Raw genomic sequence first — 25,380 nt, forward strand, 5'->3', positions numbered from 1 at the left:
TGAAAGTTAGTGGGGATTGCGACATGGCGGATTGGATTCAAGTGATTGTACAAACATTGATAACCGTGGTCGTCTTGTTTGTGTTGACCCGGTTGATGGGAAAAAGACAGATTATCCAACTCTCCCTGTTTGAGTACATCACCGGGATCACCATCGGGAATCTGGCGGCCCACATGTCTCTGGAAATGAAAGAGGGATATTTGGGTTTTATTTCCCTGCTCGTCTGGGTGGCGGTCATTTTGTTTATTCATTTCTTGCAGCTGAAGAGCAAGACGGCCCGCGACTGGCTGGACGGCAAAGACACTGTCTTGATCAAAGAGGGAAAAGTGCTCGAGGATAACCTGAAAAAAGAGAGAATCACCATCGATGAGTTGATGTCCCAGCTGCGCAAGAAAAATGTGTTCAAGCTGTCCGATGTCGAGTTTGCGGTGATGGAACCGAACGGGATTATCGATGTCATGCTGAAAAAGGAATGCCTTCCGCTGACGCCCAAGATGCTGGGGCTGAAGGTTGCGGAGGAACGGGAACCGGAAATCGTGATTATGGATGGCAGCATTTTGGATGAAGCGTTGTTCCGCTTGGGCCGTAATCGGCGCTGGCTCAAGGAACAGCTGGAAAAGCAGGGGGTGCAGTTGGAAAATGTATTTGTCGGGCAAGTCGACTCCAGCGGCGAGCTGTATCTCGATGTGTATGATGACAAGCTCCAACTGGCGAAACCGCAAGAAAAACCGGCGCTCCTGGCGACTCTAAAAAAATGCGAAGCCGATTTGGAAATGTTCGCTCTGTCAACCGAGCGGGAAGACGTCAAAGCGATGTACGGAGAATGTGCCGCCAAACTGGAAAAAGTGATAGACCGATTAAAGCCTTATCTGACTACGTAAGAGACAGCGGCAAAAATTGCCGTTCTTTCGGGTCGCGAAATGATTTTGTTTCGCTTATAATAGAAAGGCGGATTCCATTTTACATAATAAAAGAGGTGTTTTCTTTGCAGAATTTCGTTTTTCATAATCCGACCAAATTGATCTTTGGTAAAGGGACACTGGCCGCTTTAAAAGACGAAGTGCCAAAGTACGGAAAAAAAGTGCTTCTGGTGTATGGCGGCGGCAGTATCAAGCGAAACGGGATTTATGATAACATCCGTAAATTCCTGGATGAAATCGGCGCAGAAGTGTTTGAACTGCCGGGAGTGGAACCAAATCCCCGCTTGTCCACTGTGAACAAGGGAATTGAAATCTGCAAAAAAGAGAAGATCGATTTCCTGCTTGCCGTCGGCGGCGGAAGCGTGATTGATGCGACCAAAGCGATTGCTGTCGGGGCTGAATATGACGGAGATGTCTGGGATATCATTACCAAGAAGGCGGAGGCAAAGGGCGCGCTTCCTCTGGGCACGGTGCTCACCCTCGCTGCAACCGGTTCGGAAATGAACGCCGGTTCCGTCATCACCAACTGGGAAACGCAAGAGAAAATCGGCTGGGGCAGCCCATACTCTTTCCCGCGTTTCTCCATTCTCGATCCGGTTCACACCTTTACCGTGCCACGCGACCAAACCGTTTACGGGATCGTGGACATGATGTCCCACGCGCTGGAACACTATTTCAGCCATGCACCCAATGTGCCCTATAATGAGCGCATGGTCGAGTCGCTTTTGACCACAGTGATGGAAACAGCCCCCAAACTCCTTGAAAACCTGGAGGATTACGAAAGCAGGGAAACGATCCTGTTCTGCGGAACGATGGCTCTGAACGGCGTGATCAATCAGGGGATGCAGGGAGATTGGGCAACACACGGCATCGAACACGCTGTTTCCGCTGTCTATGACATTCCGCACGGCGGCGGGTTGGCCATCATTTTCCCGAACCTGATTCGTTACAACCTGGATGTGGCCACGCCGAAAATGAAGCAGTTGGCTGTTCGCGTCTTTGGCGTTGATCCGACCGGGAAAACGGACCGTCAGGTTGCCGAGGAAGGAATTGACCGTTTGCGCGGTTTCTGGAATTCGATCGGCGCCCCCAATCGTCTGGCCGACTACGGGATCGACGACGCCAAACTGGAGCTCATGGCGGAAAAAGCGGTCAGCCCCAACGGTACGGTTGGCCGTTTCAGAGAACTGACCAAACAAGACGTCTACGAAATCCTGAAAATGTCCCTGTAAAGCCGGAGGACGAAAAAACCCCTGCACTGTGATGGGTCGCAGGGGTTTTTTACCGTTCCCGAATTGATCCAACATGATGGCGGCTGATGAATGGGCCTCATGCGAGCAAAGGGACAAAAAACGGAGGAATCGTGATATTGGCCGAAAACTTGACGGGAAAGGAGCAAACCGATGAAGATCAGCAAAAATACGGCAGAACATTATATTTGGGGACAGCAATGTGACGGATGGCATCTGGTGAAACGGGAAGAATTGAGCGTGATCCATGAGCGAATGCCGGCCGGTACGGAAGAAGTCAGGCATTATCATGAACAGGCGCGGCAGTTTTTCTTTGTCTTGAAGGGAGTGGCCACCATCGAGGTTGAAGGGGAAGTGATTCAGTTGCATGAGCAGGAAGGGATCGAGATTCCGCCGCGAGTGCCCCATCACATGATGAATAAGTCTGGACAGGAGATCGAATTTTTGGTGATTTCCCAACCGACGAGCAAAGGGGACCGGGTGGTGCGCGATTGATCAACCTCTTCAGGATCATGGCGGCAAGAGGCGTTATCAAAACAGAAGCTTGCCGACCGGAGAAAAACGGACTTGGTCAACAAGCTGAACCCGGCGTATGAATTGCCGGGTTTCAGACGGTCGACAAACCTCATTTTCAAACCCTGCAAGAGGTCTTTTCTGCAGTGGCCTTTGCGGCGGAAGAACGGGAATTCCATGGATTCAGCCGTGTGGAGAATCAGTGATCAGGCTTCTCTTTTTTCTCTTCATCCGATGCATCTTTTTTATTTTGCTGGATAAGGTTTTTGGTGGTATCAAAATTACATTGATGAAGATGGCGATGATCGAACCGAATATCGTTTCCAAAATTCGCGCCCATTCATATCCCGGAGAATTTATAAAGGCCAAAACCATGATCACACTCACGCCGATCTGATTTGCAATCTCTTGATTCAGTTTCAAAAGTGTTGCAAGTGCCAGCCCGATCAAAACACTGAGGAAAACAGCAACTCCCGAAACCGGAATCCAGTGTGCGATCAAAATGCTTAGCATGACTCCGCCAATTACCCCGGATATGCGATTTTTCGCTTTTTCAAGGGATTCAGCTGCGGTGGCATTGGACACCAATACAGCAGCTAAAGGTGCCAAATAAGGAAAAAAATGAGGCAGAAATAAAGTCGCTAACCACCACGATATTCCCGCTGCGAGAGCTGTCTTGAATATGGGTAACGTAACTCCGATCGAGGTGAGCAGTGATCCTGTCTTTTCGATTTTCGCTTTGATATTCATCAGTGCTCCCCCTTTGCTGATTTGCTTCACAAAAAAAGCCCCGCGTTTTTGAAGGGGCTGATTGTAACGGAATGCCTTATAAACCGAGTGAAATGTATTTTATCTCCAAAAATTCTTCGATGCCATAACGACTTCCTTCACGGCCCAATCCACTCTCTTTAAATCCGCCAAACGGTGCTTGTGCTGCTGAAGGTGCGCCATCATTCACCCCAACAATGCCATATTCTAATGCTTCTGAGATATAAACGGCTTCCCTGAGATTTTCTGTATACACATAGGCCGCCAGACCATAAGAACTGTTATTGGCGCGTTCGATTGCTTCATCGATGGTTTTGAACGTTGCGACGGGAATGAGCGGACCAAATGTTTCTTCAACCATGCAAAGCATGTCATCTTTGGCATTGGCAATCACGGTTGGTTCGATAAAATATCCCTTTTGATTCGTTAATCTGTTTCCGCCGGTCAAGACCCGGCCGCCTTTTTGTTTCGCATCTTCAATATGCTTTATGACTTTTTTAACCGCTTCTTCATTAATTAACGGCCCAATGTCGGTGCTTTCTTCCAATCCATTACCCACTTTCAGTTTTGCTGCTTTCTCTGCCAATTTCACCGTAAATTCTTCAGCGATTGATTCATCTGCCAAGATTCGATTGGTACAGATACAAGTTTGTCCGGCATTGCGGAATTTGGAAGCAATGGCACCATCCACGGCTTTATCTATATCAGCCTGGGCTGTGACAATCAGGGGAGCGTGTCCGCCCAATTCAAGAGATATTTTTTTTACCGTATCCGCTGCTCCCCGCATGAGGATTTTTCCCACTGGTGTCGAACCGGTAAAAGTTAGTTTGCGGACCCGGCTGTCTTTTTGCCAAGCATTTGCAATCGATTCTGCATCTCCCGTTACGACATTGAGCACCCCGTTTGGGATGCCGGCTTGGTCAGCCAGTTCGGCCAGTTTCAATGCTGTAAAAGGGGTTTCTTCAGAAGGTTTTAATACAACGGTACACCCGGCGGCGAGGGCTGGTGCCACTTTTCTTGTAATCATTGCCGCGGGGAAATTCCAAGGAGTGATAGCGGCGATGACACCAACGGGCTGTTTCTGGACAAAGATCCGTTTATCAGGAGAAGAAGCCGGAATCGTTTCACCGTAAATTCGTTTTCCTTCTTCTGCGTACCAAGAAATAAAACTATTCGCATAGGTGATTTCTCCTCTTGCTTCCTGCAGAGGTTTCCCTTGTTCCAGTGTCATGATTTCCGCCAGTTCATCTTTATGCTTCTCGATTAAATCAAACCATTTCATAAGTAATTTGCCGCGTTCTCCGGCAGGTTGCTTGGACCATTTTTGAAAAGCTGGGTAAGCAGCTTCTACTGCCATTTTGGCCTCTGTTGCCCCTCCATTGGGAACAGATCCTATGATCTTCTTTGTAGCCGGGTTTATGACGTCGATTTTATTGATGGCATCAATCCATCGACCGTTGATGTACATTTTATCAGGATGCATGGAATGGCCTCCTTTTGATCCAAGATGACTTTGTTGCTCTGAAGATACCCCTAGATTATCATGGATTTAATTGATTAAGTACTTCCTTTCTCTCTTAAGGGTATAACAAATGGTTATGGGTGATCGGAATGAATGTAGAATGGCTTGAAGCCTTTTTAATAACGGCCAAAGCTAAGAGCTTGACAAAGGCAAGCGAACAACTTCACATGACTCAACCGGCATTGAGCAAGCAAATGAGAAAATTGGAAGAGGATCTGGGCGCAACTTTGTTTATACGTTCTGCAACGGGAGTGGAATTAACAGAAGCCGGAAAAATTTTGTTTGAAGAGATCGAGCCTGTCTTGCGTAAAATCCATTCGATCCGTAAGGATATTTTAATGACGAAAGGAATAACGGGGATCAAGATAGGCACTTGGCCGAGTATTGCTGCTTTTTATCTTCCGGATCGGCTGGCCGCGGCTAAAAAAAGCCATAAGGATCGGGAAATCAGCATTAAAGTTTCTTATAGCTATAAGGAGATTTTGCGTTTTTTGCGTGAAGGAATCATCGATGTCGCATTATTGGATGACAGGGAAATACAACACCCTTATTGGTCGAAACAACTCTTTAGCGAACCTTTTTATTTATTTGTTCACCGTCAACACCCCCTGGCTAAACGGGATCACATTTATTTTAATGATGTTAAGGATGAATCTCTCGTGGTGCTGCCCCCTTCCTGTGACGTTCGGATATTGTTGGAAAAAGCATTTAAAATTCATAACGCTGATCTGAAAATCTCTTCTGAAATTGATTTCGGACAGAGTATCATCGGCTTTATCTCGGCAAATTTAGGAGTATCGATTCTGCCCGAAATTTTTACTCATCACGCAGATCAGTCAAGAATCAAGGCGCTTCCTATCGTGGATTTTAAAATGAAACGAGTCATTTCTCTCATTTCACGGAATCCGGATATGGGGAAGCTGCTTTTATCTCTATTGTTCAGTCCTTATTGATACGGGTTTTGTCCACCGGCACTGTGATCAAAAAAGGATCGGGGGAGAATGGCGGATTGCCCAACCTTTCTCCCCGCTGTCTCGCTTGTGGTCTATTCACGTTTAAACGCATATTTCTGAATTTTTTCCTCCGCGATTGTACACCCGATCCCCTCCCGGCCGGACAAATGGACGGTTCCATCCCGCACCTGCAATCCGTCCGCTGCCGGATCATCGGCAAGAAAGAACGGCCCGTTTAAATCCACCGGGATTTGCAGATCGAGATAATTGAACAGATGGGCGCTGGCGGTCAAGCCCAGCGTCGATTCCGTCAGTCCTCCTCCCAGCAAACCCAAGTTGGCTTCTTTGGCAATTTCCCCGCATAACCTTGCTTCTTTGAGCCCGCCCGTTTTTGTCACTTTGATTACGACCATATCACATGCTTCGGTGCGGATCGCCTGGATCAGATCGCCAGCTGACCAAATGCTTTCATCCAAGGCGATCGGGGTACCGGTTTTTCTGCGCAATTCGGCGTGTCCGGTCAGATCGTTTGCCTTGAGGGGCTGTTCAAACACGTCAACGCCGATTCGTTCCATTTCCCGGGATAAGCGCACGGCCTCTGTCAAAGTGTAGGCCTGATTGGCATCTGCCCGAAAATAGAGTTCGGGTGCCGCTTGTTTAACCGCCTCCAGGATTTGGACGTCCAGTTTTGGATTCAACCCGATTTTGACGTCAATGGCCAGGTATCCGTTTTCCTTGGCCTCTCGTGCTTTTTTGCAGGCCTGGTCAGGATCGTTGGTGCTGATCAGGTAAGAAAGGCGGATCGTGTCTTTAAAGGTGCCCATCCAGAGCCCGGGGAGGTGGGTTCCATGGTGTTTGGCGAGCAGATCATGAATGGCCATGTCGACGGCTGCTTTGGCGATCGGCATTCCTTTGCTGAATCCGGCGGCGATACTCCGGTCCATCAACCGGTGAATCCGGTTCAAATCGCGGACGGATTCGCCGAGCAGAACCGGTTTTAAATAATGTTCAATTGTCGTGGTGACCGATTCAAGGGTTTCATAGCTCCAGCGGTGGCTGGGCCGGGCTTCCCCCCAACCTTCCGCCCCTTCATCATCGGTGATTTTGACATAAACATGGGGTGCACCTTGTCCCAGATCCCCGACTTTCCCGCCGGAGATAAAGAAATTTTGTTTCATCGGCAATGTTAACGGAAAAACTTCGATTTTGCTGATTTTCATCTTTACACCCTTACCTTTCCCGCGTCACTGTCAATCTCTATGCCCCGCTTCCGTTATTCCTGCTCCTTGGAGATAACCATTGCTCTTTGTGCCGGGCGATAAATGCATCGTCATTCAAGTGCGGATACTCGCGGTAGACCCGGTCAATTTCCTCCAGTTGCCCCGGTGACAAGACTTCATCGGGGTTGAGGCACCAGCGGCCCTCCAGCAGTCCCTGGCGGCGGAGGACTTCATGAATTCCGGCGATGCATCCGGCAAAGCGGTTGGCGGAGTCAAAAAAGGCGGCATTGCAGTCGGTTATCTGCACTGCAAGCTCCAGAAGACGGGGCGGAATCGGTTGCCGGTTGTCGCGGATCGATTTGATTTCTTCAAAGAGTTCGACGGCTTTCTTGGTCCAGATGGCCCAGTGTCCGAGCAGGCCGCCGGCGATTTTCTTTTCTGTCCACTTCCCGTTGACCCGGAAGCGATAAGTGGTCAGCAGGTCTGCGACGATATTGTCATCATTGCCGGTGTAAAGGGCGATTTCCTCACATCGCTTCGCATGGCAGACTGCCCTGACTACATCCAGCGTTTGGTAACGGTTGAAGGGGGCGATTTTGATTGCCATCACACCGGGGATGTCCGCGAATGCTTTCCAGAAGTCGAAACTGAGGTATCTTCCGCCGACCGAAGGCTGAAGGTAGAAGCCGAATACAGGAATGATTTCTGCCACTTTTTCCGCCCGTTGAATCAGTTTTTCTTCGGACAGTTCCTGCAAACCGTTCACACTGAGCAGACCCAGATCATAACCGAGTCCGGCTGCCAATTCGGCTTCCCGCAGGGCCTGATCGTCCGGCCCGCAGATGCCGGCTACTTTGATGAAAGGCCGGTTCAGCCCGGCATGTTCCACTTCCTCGGCAGCCAGGCGCAATACCGGTTCCAGCAGATGATGCTCCCTGATCTCAAACTGCGTTGTATGGACGGCAACGGCAATTCCTCCTGCTCCCGCCGCCATGTAATATCGCGTCAAGGCCCGCTGCCGCTGTTCATCCAACTGTCTTGAACGATTCAATGCCAGCGGATGGGCCGGAATCACCACACCTTCATGCAAGGCATCTTTGATTTCCGGTCTGCATTCTTTTCCGCTGTTCATGGTCAAAAAGCTCCTTTTCGTTCCTGAAAGTGGGTGGGTTTATCCAGCGTTTCACCGCCGGAGGCAACCCAGTCGGCCGTCCAGTCGATCATTTGCTTCAGAGTAACCCGGGGATAACCAAACAGCTTATGGGACTCTGATGCATTGCTTAACAAAGCCGTATTTTCTTCATCATGATGAAATTCCGGTTCGACATTGAAACGCTTGGCAAATTCTTTCGCCAGCCAGTGGATGGAGACGGTTTCCGGGCCGGTTACATTTAAAATGCGGGGAGGACATTCGCAAATGGCCAGGGAACGCAGAGCGAATTCATTGGCATCCCCCTGCCAGATTACATTGACATGACCCATGCGCAGATCAATGGGTTTTCTTTCATAGACAGACCGGGCGATTTCCAGGAGCACCCCATACCGCAGATCATTTGCGTAATTCAGGCGAAAGTGCACCATCGGGATTTTGTGGAGACGGGAGAAATACTCAAAAACCCGTTCCCGTCCCAAACAGGATTGCGCGTACTCCCCGACAGGGGCCGTGGGATGATCTTCGGTGACGCCCTGCATGGAAACGGGAGTAAGCGGATATACATTTCCGGTGGAAAAGGAGACAATCCGGGAATGGCGGTACTTCTCGGCGACCCGCCCGGGGAGATAAGCATTCATCGCCCAGCTGTAATATTCCCGACCCGTTGTGCCAAATTTGTTTCCCGCCATAAAAATGACGTTTTTTACGTCCGGCAATGATTGCAATTGCTCTTCGTTCAAGAGGTCGGCGGCGATGGTTTCAATTCCGGATGCTTCCAATTCCTCCCGCAGATTTCCCGATGAGAAGCGGGAAACGGCAAATACTTTTTTCTTTGCGCCAGCCTCATCAATGGCGTTTTTTGCCAATCTTGCCAGGCTGGGTCCCATTTTGCCTCCGGCGCCGAGGATGAGAAGATCTCCATCCAACTTAGCCAGAGTCTCCGTCAATTTTACGGAAGGTTCGGACAACTTTCGCTCCAGCTCCTGAACACTTTTCATCAGATTTCATCTGCCCCCTTGTAGCAGGATCTTTTTCTTATTTTCCCGGAGGAAGGGAAAACAAATCGCTTCAAGGTGGAAGGACGGGGCATTTGCCCAACCGGTTTCGCACCAAACCCGCGGTTTCGCGTTTCAATTGCAATTCATCCGAAGACGGCGGAAGTAAAAAAGGCTTTTACCCTGCAGGTTGCTTTGCAAAGTAAAAGCCTTCTGTTTGCATTTTTACTGGAATGCCTGGCTGACAAAGTGCAGCAGGAACAGCCCGGCAATGATATAGAGCGGAAAAGCCACTTCCTTTGCCCGCCCCGTAAACAGTTTCATCACCGGATAAACGATGAATCCGAAGGCAATCCCGTTTTCGATGCTGAACGTCAGCGGAATAAACGCGATGATGATATAAGCGGGAAAACCTTCAGTCAGATCATTCAAGGGAATATTTTTGATGTTTTCCAGCATCAGCCCGCCAATCAGGATCAAAATCGGGGCGATCGCCGGATCGGGAATCAACTTGATCACCGGGATGAAAAAGAGCGAAAGCAGAAATAAGCTTCCGGTTGTGATCGCCGTCAAGCCTGTTTTCCCGCCGGCAGCAATCCCGGCTGCGCTCTCGACGGTCGCGACGGTGGGACTGGTTCCCAAAAAACCGCAGGTGATCACCGAAAGGGCGTTGGCCTGAAACGCTTTTTTAAAGAGATGGGCGTCCGTTTGGCCCAGCATGTGCAAGTGTCCGTGAATCAAGCCGATATTTTCAAACACCAGCACCAATGCCAACGAAAAAGCGGCTGCCCAGAAGGGAACGGACAAAACCCCGGACCAGGATGGTGCCATAAAAACGGAAGTAAAACTGTTTAAGTTGAGCCCCTCCCAGGAGAAATGTTCCACTTTCGCCGCACCAAAGGCATAGGACAAAATCGTGCCGGCCACGATACTGATCAGCAGGTTGCCGGGAACGTTTTTGACAAACAGGAAAATTGTGATCACCAGGGTCAGAAGGGTGACCAACAAGGCTGGTGAGCGAAAGTCGGCCAATTCGATAAACGTGGTTTTACCGGGATGAATCACGCCGCCTTTTTGCAGGCCGATAAACGTAAGCAGCAGTCCGATCCCGACAGTAATCGCATTTTTCAGCGTATCGGGGATTGCTTTTGTGACCAGATCGGCCAGCTTGCTGAACGCAATCAGGGCAAACATCAACCCGGCGGCCACCACGGATGCCAGTGCCGCCTGCCAAGACAATCCCATCGATTTGACCAACGTATAGGTAAACAAGGCATTGATCCCCAAGCCGGGGGCGAGCAAAATCGGCGTATTGCTCCAGAAGCCCATGAGCAAACAGCCGACAAAGCTGGAAAGCGCCGTTGCGATGATGGCGCCTTCAAGCGGAATGCCGGCATCGGCCAGGATCGAAGAATTGACAACGATAATATAAGCAGCGGTAAAAAACGAAAGAACCCCGGCCATGATCTCTTGTTTGGCCGTTGTTTTCCATTTGTTTTTATTTAAACGTGCTTGTAACGCCTCCACTTCATTTCCTTCCTCATTGTAGCCCCTCTCCCAACCCAAAATCGTCAAAAGCGATTTTTAATTCATTCATTATAGAAAGAAGAAGGCATTGTTGTCAATAATGTGCATGGTTATAAACAAGTTTGCTACGCAAACGAAAAACCACAAAAAGGACCACTCTCAACAGGGGGATTTTCTCACAACCGCTTGAACGCGACGAAGGAATTGGAGTGGAAATTCCTCAGACCGGCAGCGACTTTTGCCACGGATGGCTGAAACGGGCAAGTGTCCCGGCCGAAACATGCGGATAAACAGCCGGTTCCACCAATCCTTCAATTCATCCCCCTGTATTCTTAAGAATGGCCTGCATCTGCGGAGTTATTTCAATCTCTTCACGATCTTTTCCAAATGCAGATTTCGCGAGGCTTTGAAATAGATGATTGCGTTTTTGGGAGAACGGGCCAAGTGACGGAGCAATTGACTCGACTTTGTAAAGTTAAATACCTTGTTTTTGTTCATCCCGCTTTCCACGGCGGCCTTTGCGATGAATCGTCCGTATTTGCCGACCGTGATCAATTGATCCAGTTCCATGGTGGCTGCATATCGGCCCACCAGTTCATGCGCCGCCCGGGTATATTTCCCCAGCTCCAGCATATTGCCGAGGACAGCGATCTTCGGCCTTGTTCCCCCTACATTTTTTAATACTTCCAATCCTGCTTTCATCGCCGTCGGATTTGCATTCCAAGCGTCATTGATCAAGATGCGCCCATACCGGCCGCGGATAAATTGCAAACGCATCTTGGGAGCCTGGAAAGTGGCAAGTCCTTTTTGAATTTCGCTTTTGCTCGCGCCGTAAGCCCATGCGACTCCGATGGCGGCCAGGGCATTATAGACATTGTGGGTTCCGAAGGTGGGAATCCAAACGGGAAACGACTCGTTGCCGATCGAAGCCACAAAGTTCATGCCGGTTCGGGTGTAGTGGATGTTGCTTCCTCTGATGTCGGCGGGGTTTTCAATACCGAATGTATAGACGGTTCCTTTGAAACGGCTGAGATTCAGTTTGCGGGAACGGGCATTGTCAGCATTTAAAAACAACACTCCGCCCGGGCGCACTCCGTCTACCATTTCCTGTTTCGCTTTCACAACCAGGTCGATCCCGCCCAAGGCGCCGGCGTGTGCCTCCCCTACATTGGTGATGACACCGATTTCGGGTTTGACTATCTTACACTGGCGAATGATGTTGTTCAGCGATTTCATGCCCATTTCCAATAAGAGGAGTTTTGTGTTCGGGTTCAGCCGAGTCAAATATGAAGGCAGGAACACGAATGTGTTCAGGTTGTCCTTCGTTTTTACCATCGGACCGTGATTTTTCAGGATGGAAGCGACCATCTCAGTCGTTGTCGATTTGCCGGCGCTTCCGGTAATGCCGATCACGCGGAGCGGTTTGCATTGTTCCCAGTTCCATTTTGCGATTTTCCAGAAGGCGGCGAAAGCATCACGCGTGCGGATCAGACCGACTTCCTTTGGCAAAGCATGGCTGGAAACATATGGCGGAAGCACGACAGCTATCGGTTTGATCCTTTGAATGGCGGGCAGCTGCTTTTTTTCCCAATTGACCTTCCGGCTGAAAAAGTAAACTTGATGGGGTTTTAATGATTTGGGATTGCCAAAATTAACGGATTGAACAAGTTTGGCGGGATTGGCTTGGATGAGTGTTCCGTCCATCACTTGTGCCATTTTGCCGAGCGAGATTGTTTTCATTCCCGTTTCCTCCCTAGGCTGGTTTCATCACTGATCAATAGCCACCCAGGCCATGTGTTGCTTTATCTTATTCCAAATGGGTAAAAGAGGAATGGGTATCTACCCCGGGAGAGAGGAGAAATATGGAAGAGAGTGCAGATCGCTTGTTTTCCCGATTTCAAAACAAGTTTCCGCCGCTTTAGTTCCGGGCAGTTCGGGATCCGGCCGGTATCTTTTCTCACGGCAGGCCATCTCGGTAAGCTGAGGCGAGGAGGGTCAGGCTAGTGCGTCCATACCGGCAGGGGTTCTTCATGGCTGAAAAAGCCAAACATTTGCCAATGATACACTTGGATTTAAAGTGGAAGCGGTTGGACTCGATCCGGGGAAGGGGGGGCAATTGTGGTTTTTTCAGACACTCCGGCAGGGAAACAGCTCAATCCGTAACTTTCCGCTCCTGATCTGGGGCACATGAAGTGTGATCGTTCCTGCTTGGGTGGTTGGTTGAGCTGTTCCCGTAGCCTTGGCGGTGCTCTGAGGCTCGTATGGCTCCGCAGCAAGTGTTCGGTCATTTGAGCCTTCAAAATCTTGTGAGATGCTGTGCTGATTATTCAACATATATAATTCAGTATTCGGAGTCTAAAACAAGCGACTGTACACGAAAAGGAGCAAGGGGTAAGAAATGATGAGGATCGAAAAAGCGATTAAGATACTGAGATCGAGATTGATCAAATGCAGTTTCAAAGAAATCAGGTAGATCAGTCCGACACAAATCAGCCCGATAATATAAGACAGGTGTCCGCTTTTAACCTTAATGAATTGAGTTCTTTCATCGTTATGAGCCAGATTAACATTGGCAAACGTATAAAACAAAAGAGAGAATCCCAAAGAAAGCGGTAAAATAGAAGCCCGAATCTCGTTTATGGCCTCTAAAATTCCCCCCGAAGATAATGATAATTGCGAATAAACCAAAGAGGAACTGATAAGTTTTTCTGTTATCCAAATTTATCCTCCTCCATGATAAATACTTCTTCAATCAAGCAACCAAACACCTTAGAAAGTGAAAAGGCTAAAGACAGCGATGGATTATATTTTCCATTTTCAATCGAAATAATTGTTTGTCTTGAAACATTGACTAACTGTGCCAGTTTTTCTTGCGAAAGATTATGCTTCTTCCTCAGTTCCCTAAGTCGGTTTTTCATAACATCACCTAACTGCTTTCCCGTTATTAAACATGATATTACAAAGCAGCCTTTATGTAAAGTTACCTTTACATTTGCCGGGCATTTCCCTAAATATCAATCAAGATTAAGACCTGAATTTTCGTCATATTCCAATGTGATTTGGTTGCCCCGGCTTTTTCGCATTGTTCCGGGGCTTCACTTCAAGTGGAGGAGATGAAGCGCGCCCCTCAGCGCAGACACGGGGGAAATCGTGATTTCACCCCTCAACATACGAACCCAATTTTTGGCACAGCCGGGCCCACCCCTGATCCATACGTTTGCGCACAATCGTGTGCGGTTCCCCGAATTCGGTCACCTGATCGGCATCCCAGCCGGAATGGATCAACGTCACTTCGGTTTGACCGTCAAGATCTTTTAATTCAAAAGTAATGTTCCAGTCTTTGCCCCAGTTGAAAGAAAGGCGGTGAGGAGGATCCACTTCCGTCACTTGGCAAGGGGACATGCCAAAATGCCCTGCATTCAGGTGAAATTCATGGCCTGACACGGGCTGGAAGTCATTTGGCATAAACCACGCGGCAAGGCCTTCCGATGTAGCGACGGCATTCCATACTTTATTGATCGGAGCATTGAAAACGGAAGTATGCTGAATATCCGGCAGTGTATGTTGTCCTTGTTTTTCCATGTTTCTTCCTCCAAGGATGAGATTTTGCAGAAAGGCGGGAGGCCAGGCGGGTACATATTTTGTTTTGCCCCGAAAATTGACGTACAATAGCAAAGAAATACAAGGTTGTTTAGAAAGGATTATTCTCATGTTGGAGCAGAAACAAACGCCAAAACGCAAAAATGAACATATCGAAATCGCTTTAAATAAGGACGTAACCGGGAAAAAGGTGACTTCCGGATTTGAGAGGTACCGCTTTCTGCATCAGGCGTTGCCGGAAATCGATTTTTCCGAAATCTCCCTCTCGACCCGCTTCCTCGGCAAACGGATGAAGGCGCCGCTGCTGATCAGTTCCATGACCGGAGGAACCAAAGAGACAGGCGAAATCAACAAGAGATTGGCTGTGGCCGCCCAGCAGAGGGGATGGGCGGTGGGGCTCGGCTCCGGACGGGCGGCCATTGAATATCCCGAGGTGGCGGAGACGTTTCAGGTGCGTTCGGTCGCGCCGGATATTCCGCTGCTGGCCAATTTGGGTGCGGTTCAGCTGAATTATGGCGTCAGTGTTGACGATTGCCGGCGGTTGGTGGAGATCGTTGAAGCCGACGCGCTGATTCTCCACCTTAACCCGATGCAGGAAGTGTTTCAGCCTGAGGGAAATACCCGCTTTCGCGGCTTGCTCTCCAAAATCGAAAAGGTTTGCCGGGCGCTTGAGGTGCCGGTGGGAATCAAAGAAGTAGGGAGCGGCATTGATGGAGATCTGGCCGTTAAGCTTTATAATGCGGGCGCGGCGTTTATCGATGTTGCAGGCGCGGGGGGAACCTCATGGATCCAGGTGGAGAAATACCGCTCTAAAAAACCGCTGTTAAAAGAAGCGGCAGAATCCTTTCTTGATTGGGGCATTCCCACAGCCGATTGTCTGATCGGAATCAGAAAAAAAGTCCCGCAAGGTTTCCTCATTGCCAGCGGCGGACTCTCTTCCGGGGTGGATGCGGCCAAAGCGATCGCGCTGGGAGCAGATCTGGCCGGATTCGGCCGGTCGCTTTTGCCGGCAGCAGCACGGAAATCGGCTGATGCCATGGTTGCCCGTCTGGAAAAGATCGAATTGGAGTTGAAACTGGCCATGTTTGGGATCGGTGTGGCCGATGTGACAGAGCTGAAAAAAACAAATAGGCTTACCGCTGCCCGGGATTGATGTGAAACAGGTTTCGAACCCCATTGCCCGGCTGGTTCCGAGTGAGTCAGAACCGCTCTCTGGTCAATGGGGTTCTCCGGCTAACCCGGATCCTCTTAAAGTCGCAAAGAATTCAAGATAAATTTTGCAAATAATGACCTTATTATGCCATTTCCATGTTAAAATAGAATCGGACTTTATATTTTTACATTACTAGAGGGAGAATAAGAATGGCCAGCCATTACAGCAGTATCGGTTTTTGTGTGGAAAGTGATGAAGAATGGGTTCAGCTTTTGGAGCGTTGTAATGAAATGGCGGAAAGCAGGGAAAATGAACAGAGCCGCTATCTTTTATGGAAGGTGTCGGAAGAGATTGAGCTGATTTTGCCCCTGGATGAGGAAGGAAAGGTATTCGCCTGCCATCCGCATTTTGCGGGGAAAGGACGCATGAAGGCGACACTGGAACATTTTTATCCGGGGTCGAAATACCCGCTCGATATTACTTTGCTCGCCTGGGTGAAACATGAAATCAGCCATTTCGGCGAGATGACCGGCGATTTTCCCTTTGTGTTTGATCCGCCGGAATATGGTTCGTTTTTGGCTCTGAAACCGTTTCCGAGGTCGGTCAATCTACAAATTGCTGCATTTGCCCATCGGTTGCAATGTTTTATCGATGAAGAAGATTATCTTCTTGCCCAGGAAAGCGGTGGGCTGATGTATGCAGCGGAATCATTCGTTCCGATCGGGATGTTTGTCGAAAATGACAAGGACCCGGAAGCGATTGCCTTTTTCAGCGGAAAAGTGCTTGAGGCTGAGAAAAAACAAAATCCCGAGACGGGAGCAGAGTTTTGGTATCTGCTCGTCAAAACGTTGGGCGGAACCATCGATGTTGTGGCAGATCCGGAACTGATGGCGGGTGTGCCCGTTGAGGAGGGCATCGTCTGCGGGGAGTTTTGGCTGAGCGGCAAGCTGGCAGAGGAATGAGGAAAGCGGGGTGAAGAAAAAGAATTTGTGGTAAGATAGGTTATAGCATCGTTGAAACGGAGTGGGAGCGATGACGGCTGAGGAGACTTTTTTTCAAATATTTCTTTATCCCGAAAACTGGGATTATACATTAAACCTCATCTTTTTGCTGATCGCCGTGGCTTATTTATTGCTGACAGGCCCTTTCCGGAACAGGCTGAAAGGAGAAGAAGCGGTTCCGGTCTGGAAAAAGATCTGCTTTTTGCTGGGGCTGATCGTTACTTATTTTTCGCTGGGAAGTCCGCTGGATCTGTTGACACATGAGCTTTTCAGCATGCACATGCTCCAGATGTCGCTCATGTTTTTTGTCGCACCGCCATTGTTGCTCCTGGGAATTCCGGCGTATTTGCTTGATCCGGTCGTCCGCCTTCCGGGGGTTCACGGGCTGATAGCCTTTTTTACCCGACCGGTCATCTCGATGTTTTTCTTTAATGGGCTGATGTGGATTTATCATGTGCCGCCCATCTTTGAAGCAATCATGTCATCCCACGCCGGACATAACGCTGCCCATGCGCTGATTCTGTTTGCTTCCCTGTGCATGTGGTGGCCGATCATCGGACCGGTGCCCGGGATGGATCGCCTCAAGCCGCTGTTAAAGCTGGCGCTGATCTTTGGAAACGGCGTTTTGTTGACACCTCCGTGCGCCATGATCACCTTTACGGACAGCATCCTGTACCCGACGTATTCCCAGATGTCGCACATGTTGCCGCTCATGTCCCCCCTCCATGACCAGCAGCTTGGCGGCGTGATCATGAAAGTGGTCCAGGAAATCGTGTATATCTTTGCCATCGGGCTCGTATTTGTCAAGTGGATTCGATTGGAGCGCGAGAAGGATGAGCGGGAGCAGCTGGAATTGGAAAAACAGGGGCATGTTCTGTCCAGGCAGGAGTAAAGGGATGTTGCGCAGGAAAAGCTTCATGCCTGATCTGAATAAGAAACCGAACACCGGGCGAAAAGCGGCCCGGTGTTTTTTGTTATGTGACGTTTTGACGGGCAGGCGAATAATTTACAGGGGAGAACATTACAAGTTGAGGACGTGGAACGGATGAAAGGAATCATTTTAGCTGGTGGAACGGGTTCAAGATTATTTCCGCTGACAAAGATCACCAATAAGCATTTATTGCCCGTCGGGCGTTATCCGATGATCTATCATCCTGTTTATAAACTCGTCGAATGCGGCATCCGCGATATTCTCATCGTGACCGGTGTCGAACATATGGGGGATGTGGTGAGATTGCTCGGCAGCGGAAAACAATTTTCCACCCGGTTTACCTATAAGGTGCAGGATGAGCCCGGCGGGATTGCGCAAGCGCTGTCGCTGGCCGAAGATTTTGCCGGGGAAGACCGCATGGTGGTTTTGCTGGGGGATAATGTCTTTGAAGATTCCTTAAAGCCTTATGTTGAAGCTTATGCCAGTCAGGGTTCGGGAGCCAAGATTTTGCTGAAAAAAGTGAACAACCCGGAGCGGTTTGGCGTGGCCGAAATTTGCGGGGATCAGATTGTCTCCATCGAGGAAAAACCGCAGAGGCCGAAAAGTTCCCTGTGTGTGACCGGGATTTATATGTATGATCCGCAAGTCTTTTCCTTTATCCGCACCTTGACTCCTTCCGGCCGCGGGGAGTATGAGATCACGGATGTGAACAATCTTTATATCCGGCAAAGAGCGCTTACCTTTGATGTGCTGGAGGGATGGTGGACGGATGCAGGGACACAGGAATCATTGCTTCGTGCAAATCAGTTTGCGGCCAATGTCCGCTATGAACTTTAAAACGTCTTTTGGTGAAAGGAATCGGGAACCATGAAGCAAACGGTTTTGGTGACGGGAGGAGCCGGTTTTATCGGAAGTCATTATATTCGCCATCTCTTGCATCGGGAAGAGGCTATCGAGGTGATCAATGCCGATGCACTCACATATTCGGGCAATCCGTTGAATCTGAAAGAAGTGGAAAAAGATCCCCGCTACCGGTTTGTGCGAGCTGATTTGACAGATCGCCGGCAAGTGCGGGAGCTGTTTGGATACAAGATTGATTTTATTGTGCATTTTGCGGCGGAAACCCATGTAGATCAAAGCATAAAAAGTGCTGAACCTTTTATCCGATCCAATGTGCTGGGCACTTTTAATTTATTGGAGGAAGCGAGGCGCGCCGGCGTTCAAAAATTCGTGCACATTTCCACGGACGAAGTGTATGGCAGCATCCCTGCGGGAAAAGCGGGTGAAGATGCCCCGCTGGCCCCTTCCAATCCCTATTCGGCCTCCAAAGCTTCCTCGGATCTGCTTTGCTTGTCTTATTTTCATACCTACCACTTTCCGGTGGTCATCACCCGATGCACCAATAATTACGGGCCGAATCAATATCCGGAAAAATTGATTCCCTGTTTTATCCGGCGCTTGCTTCGCTCAGAACCGCTCCTCCTCTACGGTGACGGCAGGCAGGAACGGGACTGGCTTTATGTCGGCGATCATTGCCGGGCGATTGAGAAGGTGCGAAAAGCGGGAAAATGCGGGGAGATTTATCATATCGGCGCGGAACATACCGTAGCCAATCTGGAGGTGGCCCGGCGCTTATGCGAGCTGATGGGCAAATCCACTTCATTGATTCAATTTGTGGAAGATCGTCCCGGCCACGATTTCAGATACTCGCTTGATACCGATAAAATCAGGCGTGAATTGAATTGGGAGCCTTCTGTCCCGTTTCGGGAAGGATTGGAAAAAACCGTCAACTGGTATCTTTCTCATCCCGAATGGTGGGAGTCGATTGAACGGCGGAGAAGCGAAAGGGGGGATTAAGGGTGAAAGCGGTGGTGACCGGAGCCGGCGGGCAGCTGGGACAGGAGGTGATTCGGTGCCTGGAAAATGACAGCCGGATTCACGTTGCCGGCTTTACCCGACAGGAATGGGATGTGACCGAGCCGGATCAGACCGAACGTCTGTTAAATCGGGAGATGCCGGATGTCATCATCCATTGTGCCGCTTACACCCGGGTGGATGAGAGTGAGATCCATCCGGATGTGGCCTATGCAATCAATGGAGAAGCCACGCGCAATCTCGCCGCGGAGTGCGGCAGAAGAGGAATTCGTCTCATTTACATCAGCACCGATTACGTTTTTGACGGGAATCGAGAAGAGGGGTATACCGAATCCGATTTGCCCAACCCGCTCAATCATTATGGAAAAAGCAAGCGGTTGGGCGAAAAATGGACGATGGAGTATTGCCCTGACCATCTTATTTTGCGCACATCCTGGCTCTACGGCATCGGCGGGGCCAACTTTCCTCTTGCAATCATCCAAAAAGCGGAAGCAAAACAGTCGTTGGCCGTGGTTTGCGACCAGGTGGGTAGTCCCACCTATGCAGGTCATCTGGCGGAGAGGATCAAACAGTTTCTGTTTTCTTCAGCCCGGGGGATTTTTCATGTGGCCAATCGCGGCCAATGCTCCTGGTTTGACTTTGCCGTGGAGATCTGCCGGTTGGGCGGATACGATGTCAAAATCGAACCGATATCCTCCGAACAGTTAGCGCGCAAGGCGATTCGCCCTGCCTGTTCGGTACTTCGGTCAGAGAAAATGGAAAAATGGGGGATGCTCCCGATGCCTCACTGGAAAGAAGGGCTGGCACAATTCTTCGAGGAATGGAGGGAATTAAAGCCGTGATTGAAGGGGTTGTGTCGAAAAAGTTAAATAAATATTGCGACGACAGGGGAACATTTATGGAAATCGTGCGCGAGGATGAGGGCCTGCTGCGGAGGTTTGGTCAAGCATCGATGTCCATGACCTATCCCGGAGTGGTGAAAGCGTTTCATTATCATAAAGAGCAGGATGATCTTTGGTTCTTTCCCAGTGGAAACGCACAAGTGGTTTTGCACGATTTGCGGGAGGATTCCCCGACCTACAGGGAGACGGCCGTTTTCTACATGGGAGAGGAAAATCCGTCGATTTTGTTGATTCCATCCGGCGTTGCTCACGGTTATCGCGTGCTGGGAACGAAACCGGCCATTATCGTTTACTTTACGACCAAAGCATATTGTCCCGATCATCCCGATGAATATCGCTTGCCGTATGATGATCCTGCGATCGGCTTTGATTGGAAAACCAAGTTTCGCTGAGGGTGGGGAAGATGGAGGAGGCTAAACAAACGGTTTTGATCCTTTTATCATCCATTGCGCCCTCGTTTCAGCCCGCCCGTTTTCCAGTTATCCCGCCGTCGGGAGATAAAACCGTTCACTTCTCCGTGCATACCGCCGAAGAGATGGCGATGCGCTTCAGGGAATCCGAAGCGGGCTGTTTCCATTTGCACAACCCGCCCGAATCTGTTTTGCAGCTCTGCCGGGAACAATCATCTCCTGTAACGATTTCCTTTGATCGCCTGCCCGCACGCAAGGTTTTCCCCCTGCTTAAACTTTATGAAGTTCAAGTCCCGTCGCTTTCGTTTGGCACGATATTTCGCCGGAACGGGGTTCAAGCGAAGGTGGTTCATCCGCTGCCTCGTGCGATGCAAAGGGGAAAGACCGGCAGAAAGGCGGCGCGCAAACTGCTCCGCACCGGTGAACGTCTTTGTGTCTGGGTGGACGAAAATCTGGTTCCCGCTTCTTTCCGCTTGTCGTTATTTCAGGCACTGCAGGCAGCATTAAAGGAGAATGGCCGGTTTAAGGCGATATGGGTCACTGATCGCACTTCATTTGCCAAGAACCGGATTGTTTCCGTCCATTCCGGCCGGGTGAAGGAGAAAGCATTATGGCTGGCTGCCGATCTGTTGCTGACGGTTGGCGGATTTGGCCAGTCCCTGGCACCGCTCCATATTCAATCCTTGTACCAACGGATTCCCGTCATGACGGATGACACCGGGGATCACGGCGAATGGGTAAAACATCTTCATTCAGGAATATTGCTTGATAAAAAAAACATTTTCAGGGAATTGCGCCACTACTTTTGCCAACTGGCACGCAATCCGGGGCTGCTGGAGCAATTTCGGCAAAACGGGCATGATTTGGTGCAAAAAACAATTGGAGCGAAGTGGGATGCAAGCACAAAAACCGACCGCGAGTATCATTATTCCGAACAAAGATGAATGGAAAATGACTTGCCGCTGTCTTGAGGCGATCCGCAAGTTTACCAGGGAGAGCTGCGAAGTGATTCTGGTGGATAACGGTTCATCCAAAGTCCCTGAGGTGATCCGGCAGTATCCGTTTCTGCGCCTGATCCGAAATAATTGGAATCGTGGTTTTGCAGCCGCCATCAATCAGGGGCTGGAAAGGGCGAAGGGGGAGTATTTGGTTTGGCTCAATAACGATACGCTTCCGTCGTACCGCTGGCTGACTCAATTGCTCCATGTTTTGCGGAGCGATTCATCGATCGGTTTGGTGGGCCCGGTGTCCAACCGCGTGATCCCTGAACAAAAAATTGCCGTTTCGCTGCGATCGGTGGATAAAATTCTCCGCTTTTCCCGGCAGTTTAATCGGACTGACCCTGATCGCTGGCGGGACACGCTTCGCTTATCTGGTTTCTGCCTGGTTTATCCGCGGGAAGTCCTGCAAAAAGTGGGTTTGCTCGATGAGCGCTTTGGTCTGGGAACCTATGAGGATGATGATTATTGTTACCGCGTGCGCCAGGCAGGTTACCGGCTGGTGGTGGCAGGGGATACGTATGTTCACCATTTCGGAAGCACCAGTTTCAGAAAAAACGGCTATGATGAGTTTCGCAAAATTCTGGCGCAAAACCGGCGCTATTATATTGATAAGTGGCAGCGGATTCCCGAGGGGGAGGGATGACGGGGTGAAGATCGCTTATATTCCGTCCGCGGTCAAAAAGCCTTTTTCCGTGATTGATCAAGCCATTGTCTCTGCTTTAAAAAAAATGGAACACCAGCTGTTTTGGCTGAAGCCGGGAAGTTTGACAAAAGATTGGAAGCGGCGCCCCTTTGATCCCCGGCTGGTACTGGCCATGCTCGGTGAAAGGCTGGGCCCGGAAGAAACCGCCTGGATTCAGGATCTGCCCGTTCCCAAGGCGATCTGGTATACAGACGATCCTTATGCGATTGATTCCTCTTTGCAAACAGCCGGTGCATTTGACCTGATTTTTACCAATGAGAGCCAGGCTGTCCCCCTGTATAAACAGAAAACCAGGGCACAGGTATTTCACTTGCCGCTGGCCGCACCGCTCCAACTCTATTATCCCGAAAAGACGGTTCCCTCAGGCTATCGCAGTGATCTGGCGCTGGTGGGCTCTGCATTTCAAAATCGATTGCAGGATGTGCGCAAGCTGTCTCCGTTTCTTTTCCGTTACAAAACCAGACTGGTCGGTCCGGGATGGTATCGCCTTCAGCACCTGCCCAACATTTCCGTCCGCCGGGGATGGGTGGAAGCGGACGAAGTACGAAGATATTACAACGGCGCGAAGATCGTTCTCAATATTCATCGCTCGTATGATGATCCGTATTTGCAAAAAAATACGCATCAGGTGAAGGCAGACACGCCGAATAACCGGGTGTTTGAGATTGCGGCATGCCGGGCGTTTCAATTGGTGGATGAAAGAAAAGATCTGGGCCGGCTATTTCAGCCCGGAAAGGAAATCATTACGTACCGGACGCTGGAAGAGCTGAAGGAAAAAATCGCTTTTTACCTCCCTCGGCCGCACTTGTGTCAAAAGATTGCCCACCGTGCTTTTGAACGAACGCGAAAAGAGCATCAGTATGAACACCGCCTGCGACAAATACTGAAACTGGTGAGGTGAAATTTGCTTTGAATCGGCTGGCCGTTTTCATTCCTTAAACTTCCTCCATTCTGGGCGAAGGGCGTTTCAGAAGGGAGGTTTTTTTCATATATTAGTCCGAAACGGAGGTGAAGGGATGAGACAGACAGGCTTTACCTTGTGGCTGACGGGCCTCTCCGGGGCAGGAAAAACGACTGTTGCCCGACTGGTTGCCAATCATTTGCAACAAATGGAACAGATGAAAGTGCAACTGTTGGACGGGGATTTGCTCAGAGAAGTGATCAACAAAGATTTGGGCTTTTCACGGGAGGACCGTTTCCGCAATGTCGAGCGGGCTGCTTTTATCGCCCATCTGTTAAATACACATGGCGTGATCGTACTGGCATCCTTTATCACGCCATATCAGGAAATGCGGGATTATTGCCGCCAAAACATTGCCGAATATCTGGAGGTTTATGTGAAGTGCCCCCTTTCCCGTTGTATCAGCCGGGATGTCAAAGGATTGTACAAACGGGCGCTGGCCGGGGAAATCAAGCATTTCACCGGAGTGGATGATCCCTTTGAGGAACCGGACAATCCGGATCTGGTTTTGGAAACAGATCGGGAATCGCCGGAAGAAAGCAAGCATCGCGTCCTTGCTTTTTTGGAGCAGAAAGGATTGCTGGCGCGGATGGCGGGTGAGAGAGGATGACGGCCCGGCCCAAAGTTCTCGTCATCGGACTTGATTGCGCTGAGCCGTCGTTGGTATTTGACCGGTATTTCAATGTGCTTCCTCATTTGAAACGATTGATCAATACCGGCGTTTTCGCACGCATGAGAAGCAGCGACCCGCCGATCACCGTGCCGGCGTGGGCGGTGATGATGACGGGAAAAGATCCGGGGCAATTGGGGTTTTACGGTTTTCGCAACCGCAACAGCCATGACTATGACGATATCCATATTGTGGACAGCAGTTCGTTAAAGGAGCCGTGTGTCTGGGATATATTGGGGAAGAACGGGTATCAATCGATTGTCATCGGAGTTCCGCCGTCGTATCCGCCAAAACCGATCCACGGTCATTTGATCAGTTGTTTTTTAACACCGGAAAATGCAGAAACCTACACTTATCCGGCCTCACTGGCACGGGAGATCGAGGAACAAGTGGGAGAATATCGCTTCGATGTGAAAAATTTTCGCACCAGCCCGCGAGATGACTTGCTTGAACAGATCTACCAGATGACGGACACCCGTTTCAATACTGCCCGCTGGCTTATCAACAATAAACCCTGGGATTTTATGATGATGGTCGAAATGGGGGTCGACCGTATCCATCACGCTTTTTGGCAATACATGGACGATCGCCATGTGCTTTATCAAGAGTCCCCTTATCAAAATGCGATATTGGATTACTATCGTTTTGTCGATCAAAAGATCGGGGAACTTCTTGACCAGGTTCCGGAAGGGACGCGGATTTTTGTCGTCTCTGACCATGGGGCGAAACGGATGGACGGCGGCTTTTGCATCAATGAATGGCTGATCCGGGAAGGCTATTTGACATTAAGGAAACCCGTGCACAGACCGGCTGAGCTTTCTGCGGATCTCGTCGACTGGAGCAGGACGGTTGCCTGGGGTTACGGCGGCTATTACGGCCGGTTGTGTTTCAACGTCAAAGGCCGGGAGCCGCAAGGCATCATTCCTCCGGGAAAATTGCCCTCCCTGCGAAAAGAAATCGTGCAAAAGTTGAAAAAATTGACTGATGAAGAAGGAAATCCGCTTCACACCAAAGTGATCCGGCCGGAAAAACGCTATGTTGCCACCAAAAATATTCCTCCCGATCTGCTCATCTATTTTGGTGACCTTTACTGGCGTTCCGTCGGCAAAATTGGATTGGGCAAGGTTTATATCTATGAAAATGATACGGGACCGGATGGAGCCAACCATGATTATGAAGGCATTTTTATCATGACACAAAAAGGGAATGGAACGGGTTCGGCTGGCAGATTGGAAACGATCCGCATTACCGATGTGGCGCCTACCCTGCTCGCCCAATTCGGTCTGAAGCCGCTGCCGGGAATGCGCGGAAAAGCCGTGACGGTTTAGCCGGCCTGCAAAACTAACCAATGC

Annotated in this window: 26 protein-coding genes; 16 read left to right on the top strand and 10 right to left on the bottom strand. The window is 49.9% G+C overall.

Annotation, left to right across the window (positions count from 1 at the left end; genetic code table 11):
- Positions 1 to 23: 23 nt before the first annotated feature.
- The 3 genes from I8U18_RS09690 (at position 24) to I8U18_RS09700 (ending at position 2,665) form a co-directional block, all read left to right on the top strand.
- A complete protein-coding gene (locus tag I8U18_RS09690) occupies positions 24 to 881 on the top strand; it encodes a DUF421 domain-containing protein (RefSeq protein ID WP_033099715.1) in 858 nt (285 codons plus the stop codon).
- A 104-nt stretch (positions 882 to 985) separates the two neighbouring features.
- Positions 986 to 2,152 (top strand): iron-containing alcohol dehydrogenase, encoded by a 1,167-nt coding sequence (locus I8U18_RS09695; RefSeq protein ID WP_198055781.1) that lies wholly within the window; start codon positions 986 to 988, stop codon positions 2,150 to 2,152.
- Positions 2,153 to 2,323: 171 nt separating this feature from the next.
- A complete protein-coding gene (locus I8U18_RS09700) occupies positions 2,324 to 2,665 on the top strand; it encodes a cupin domain-containing protein (protein WP_198064716.1) in 342 nt (113 codons plus the stop codon).
- Between the two features lie 201 nt (positions 2,666 to 2,866).
- On the opposite strand, the gene I8U18_RS09705 is transcribed toward I8U18_RS09700, so the two are convergent.
- Together I8U18_RS09705 and I8U18_RS09710 are read right to left on the bottom strand one after the other, a co-directional pair.
- The gene (locus I8U18_RS09705; protein WP_198064717.1) at positions 2,867 to 3,433 is read right to left on the bottom strand and encodes an FUSC family protein; all 567 of its coding nucleotides are present in this window, start codon (positions 3,431 to 3,433) and stop codon (positions 2,867 to 2,869) included.
- Between the two features lie 76 nt (positions 3,434 to 3,509).
- Positions 3,510 to 4,934, bottom strand: a complete 1,425-nt coding sequence (locus I8U18_RS09710; RefSeq protein ID WP_198064718.1) for an NAD-dependent succinate-semialdehyde dehydrogenase — start codon at positions 4,932 to 4,934, stop codon at positions 3,510 to 3,512.
- Between the two features lie 128 nt (positions 4,935 to 5,062).
- On the opposite strand from I8U18_RS09710, the gene I8U18_RS09715 reads away from it, so the two are divergent.
- Positions 5,063 to 5,926, top strand: coding sequence for a LysR family transcriptional regulator (locus tag I8U18_RS09715; protein ID WP_198055782.1), 864 nt, complete (start codon positions 5,063 to 5,065; stop codon positions 5,924 to 5,926).
- 92 nt (positions 5,927 to 6,018) lie between these two features.
- On the opposite strand, the gene I8U18_RS09720 is transcribed toward I8U18_RS09715, so the two are convergent.
- The 8 genes from I8U18_RS09720 to I8U18_RS09755 form a co-directional block, all read right to left on the bottom strand.
- Positions 6,019 to 7,146, bottom strand: coding sequence for a mandelate racemase/muconate lactonizing enzyme family protein (locus I8U18_RS09720; protein ID WP_033099891.1), 1,128 nt, complete (start codon positions 7,144 to 7,146; stop codon positions 6,019 to 6,021).
- A 37-nt stretch (positions 7,147 to 7,183) separates the two neighbouring features.
- On the bottom strand, positions 7,184 to 8,278 hold the full coding sequence (locus I8U18_RS09725) for a dihydrodipicolinate synthase family protein (protein WP_198064719.1): 1,095 nt from the start codon (positions 8,276 to 8,278) through the stop codon (positions 7,184 to 7,186).
- 2 nt (positions 8,279 to 8,280) lie between these two features.
- Positions 8,281 to 9,297 carry an NAD-dependent epimerase/dehydratase family protein gene (locus I8U18_RS09730; protein ID WP_198055785.1) on the bottom strand — a complete coding sequence of 339 codons (1,017 nt, stop codon included), beginning with the start codon at positions 9,295 to 9,297 and terminating at the stop codon, positions 8,281 to 8,283.
- 222 nt (positions 9,298 to 9,519) lie between these two features.
- The gene (locus I8U18_RS09735) at positions 9,520 to 10,821 is read right to left on the bottom strand and encodes an NCS2 family permease (RefSeq protein WP_033099894.1); all 1,302 of its coding nucleotides are present in this window, start codon (positions 10,819 to 10,821) and stop codon (positions 9,520 to 9,522) included.
- Positions 10,822 to 11,178: 357 nt separating this feature from the next.
- Entirely contained in the window at positions 11,179 to 12,561 is a 1,383-nt protein-coding gene (locus I8U18_RS09740) for a UDP-N-acetylmuramoyl-tripeptide--D-alanyl-D-alanine ligase (RefSeq protein WP_033099895.1), read from the bottom strand.
- Between the two features lie 615 nt (positions 12,562 to 13,176).
- Positions 13,177 to 13,410: a hypothetical protein gene (locus I8U18_RS09745; protein ID WP_198064720.1), complete on the bottom strand. Its 234-nt coding sequence runs from the start codon at positions 13,408 to 13,410 to the stop codon at positions 13,177 to 13,179.
- A 122-nt stretch (positions 13,411 to 13,532) separates the two neighbouring features.
- A complete protein-coding gene (locus I8U18_RS09750; protein WP_033099897.1) occupies positions 13,533 to 13,739 on the bottom strand; it encodes a helix-turn-helix transcriptional regulator in 207 nt (68 codons plus the stop codon).
- 238 nt (positions 13,740 to 13,977) lie between these two features.
- Positions 13,978 to 14,403 (bottom strand): SRPBCC family protein, encoded by a 426-nt coding sequence (locus I8U18_RS09755; protein WP_198055787.1) that lies wholly within the window; start codon positions 14,401 to 14,403, stop codon positions 13,978 to 13,980.
- A 127-nt stretch (positions 14,404 to 14,530) separates the two neighbouring features.
- Here I8U18_RS09755 and fni point away from each other — a divergent pair, with 127 nt between their 5' ends.
- From fni to I8U18_RS09815, 12 genes are all read left to right on the top strand, one after another.
- Positions 14,531 to 15,574 (top strand): type 2 isopentenyl-diphosphate Delta-isomerase, encoded by a 1,044-nt coding sequence (gene fni, locus I8U18_RS09760; protein ID WP_198055788.1) that lies wholly within the window; start codon positions 14,531 to 14,533, stop codon positions 15,572 to 15,574.
- Positions 15,575 to 15,783: 209 nt separating this feature from the next.
- The gene (locus I8U18_RS09765) at positions 15,784 to 16,536 is read left to right on the top strand and encodes a hypothetical protein (RefSeq protein WP_033099899.1); all 753 of its coding nucleotides are present in this window, start codon (positions 15,784 to 15,786) and stop codon (positions 16,534 to 16,536) included.
- 70 nt (positions 16,537 to 16,606) lie between these two features.
- The gene (locus I8U18_RS09770; RefSeq protein WP_052153991.1) at positions 16,607 to 17,467 is read left to right on the top strand and encodes a cytochrome c oxidase assembly protein; all 861 of its coding nucleotides are present in this window, start codon (positions 16,607 to 16,609) and stop codon (positions 17,465 to 17,467) included.
- Between the two features lie 153 nt (positions 17,468 to 17,620).
- Positions 17,621 to 18,343: a sugar phosphate nucleotidyltransferase gene (locus tag I8U18_RS09775; protein WP_033099900.1), complete on the top strand. Its 723-nt coding sequence runs from the start codon at positions 17,621 to 17,623 to the stop codon at positions 18,341 to 18,343.
- 30 nt (positions 18,344 to 18,373) lie between these two features.
- Entirely contained in the window at positions 18,374 to 19,363 is a 990-nt protein-coding gene (gene rfbB, locus I8U18_RS09780) for a dTDP-glucose 4,6-dehydratase (RefSeq protein WP_198064721.1), read from the top strand.
- A gap of 2 nt (positions 19,364 to 19,365) precedes the next feature.
- Positions 19,366 to 20,223 carry a dTDP-4-dehydrorhamnose reductase gene (gene rfbD, locus I8U18_RS09785; RefSeq protein WP_033099902.1) on the top strand — a complete coding sequence of 286 codons (858 nt, stop codon included), beginning with the start codon at positions 19,366 to 19,368 and terminating at the stop codon, positions 20,221 to 20,223.
- Positions 20,202 to 20,675 carry a dTDP-4-dehydrorhamnose 3,5-epimerase family protein gene (locus I8U18_RS09790; RefSeq protein ID WP_033099903.1) on the top strand — a complete coding sequence of 158 codons (474 nt, stop codon included), beginning with the start codon at positions 20,202 to 20,204 and terminating at the stop codon, positions 20,673 to 20,675. The genes rfbD and I8U18_RS09790 overlap by 22 nt, the downstream gene beginning before the upstream one ends.
- Before the next feature lie 11 nt (positions 20,676 to 20,686).
- Positions 20,687 to 21,637, top strand: coding sequence for a glycosyltransferase (locus tag I8U18_RS09795; protein WP_033099904.1), 951 nt, complete (start codon positions 20,687 to 20,689; stop codon positions 21,635 to 21,637).
- Positions 21,588 to 22,337, top strand: coding sequence for a glycosyltransferase family 2 protein (locus tag I8U18_RS09800; RefSeq protein WP_033099905.1), 750 nt, complete (start codon positions 21,588 to 21,590; stop codon positions 22,335 to 22,337). The genes I8U18_RS09795 and I8U18_RS09800 overlap by 50 nt, the downstream gene beginning before the upstream one ends.
- Before the next feature lie 4 nt (positions 22,338 to 22,341).
- A complete protein-coding gene (locus I8U18_RS09805) occupies positions 22,342 to 23,298 on the top strand; it encodes a CgeB family protein (RefSeq protein ID WP_198064722.1) in 957 nt (318 codons plus the stop codon).
- A gap of 115 nt (positions 23,299 to 23,413) precedes the next feature.
- Positions 23,414 to 23,968, top strand: a complete 555-nt coding sequence (gene cysC / locus I8U18_RS09810) for an adenylyl-sulfate kinase (protein WP_033099907.1) — start codon at positions 23,414 to 23,416, stop codon at positions 23,966 to 23,968.
- Positions 23,965 to 25,356, top strand: a complete 1,392-nt coding sequence (locus I8U18_RS09815; RefSeq protein WP_033099908.1) for an alkaline phosphatase family protein — start codon at positions 23,965 to 23,967, stop codon at positions 25,354 to 25,356. The genes cysC and I8U18_RS09815 overlap by 4 nt, the downstream gene beginning before the upstream one ends.
- Positions 25,357 to 25,380: the final 24 nt, after the last annotated feature.

Source organism: Thermoactinomyces sp. CICC 10522 (assembly GCF_016055075.1).
In the GTDB taxonomy this organism is placed as follows: Bacteria; Bacillota; Bacilli; order Thermoactinomycetales; family Thermoactinomycetaceae; genus Thermoactinomyces_A; species Thermoactinomyces_A daqus.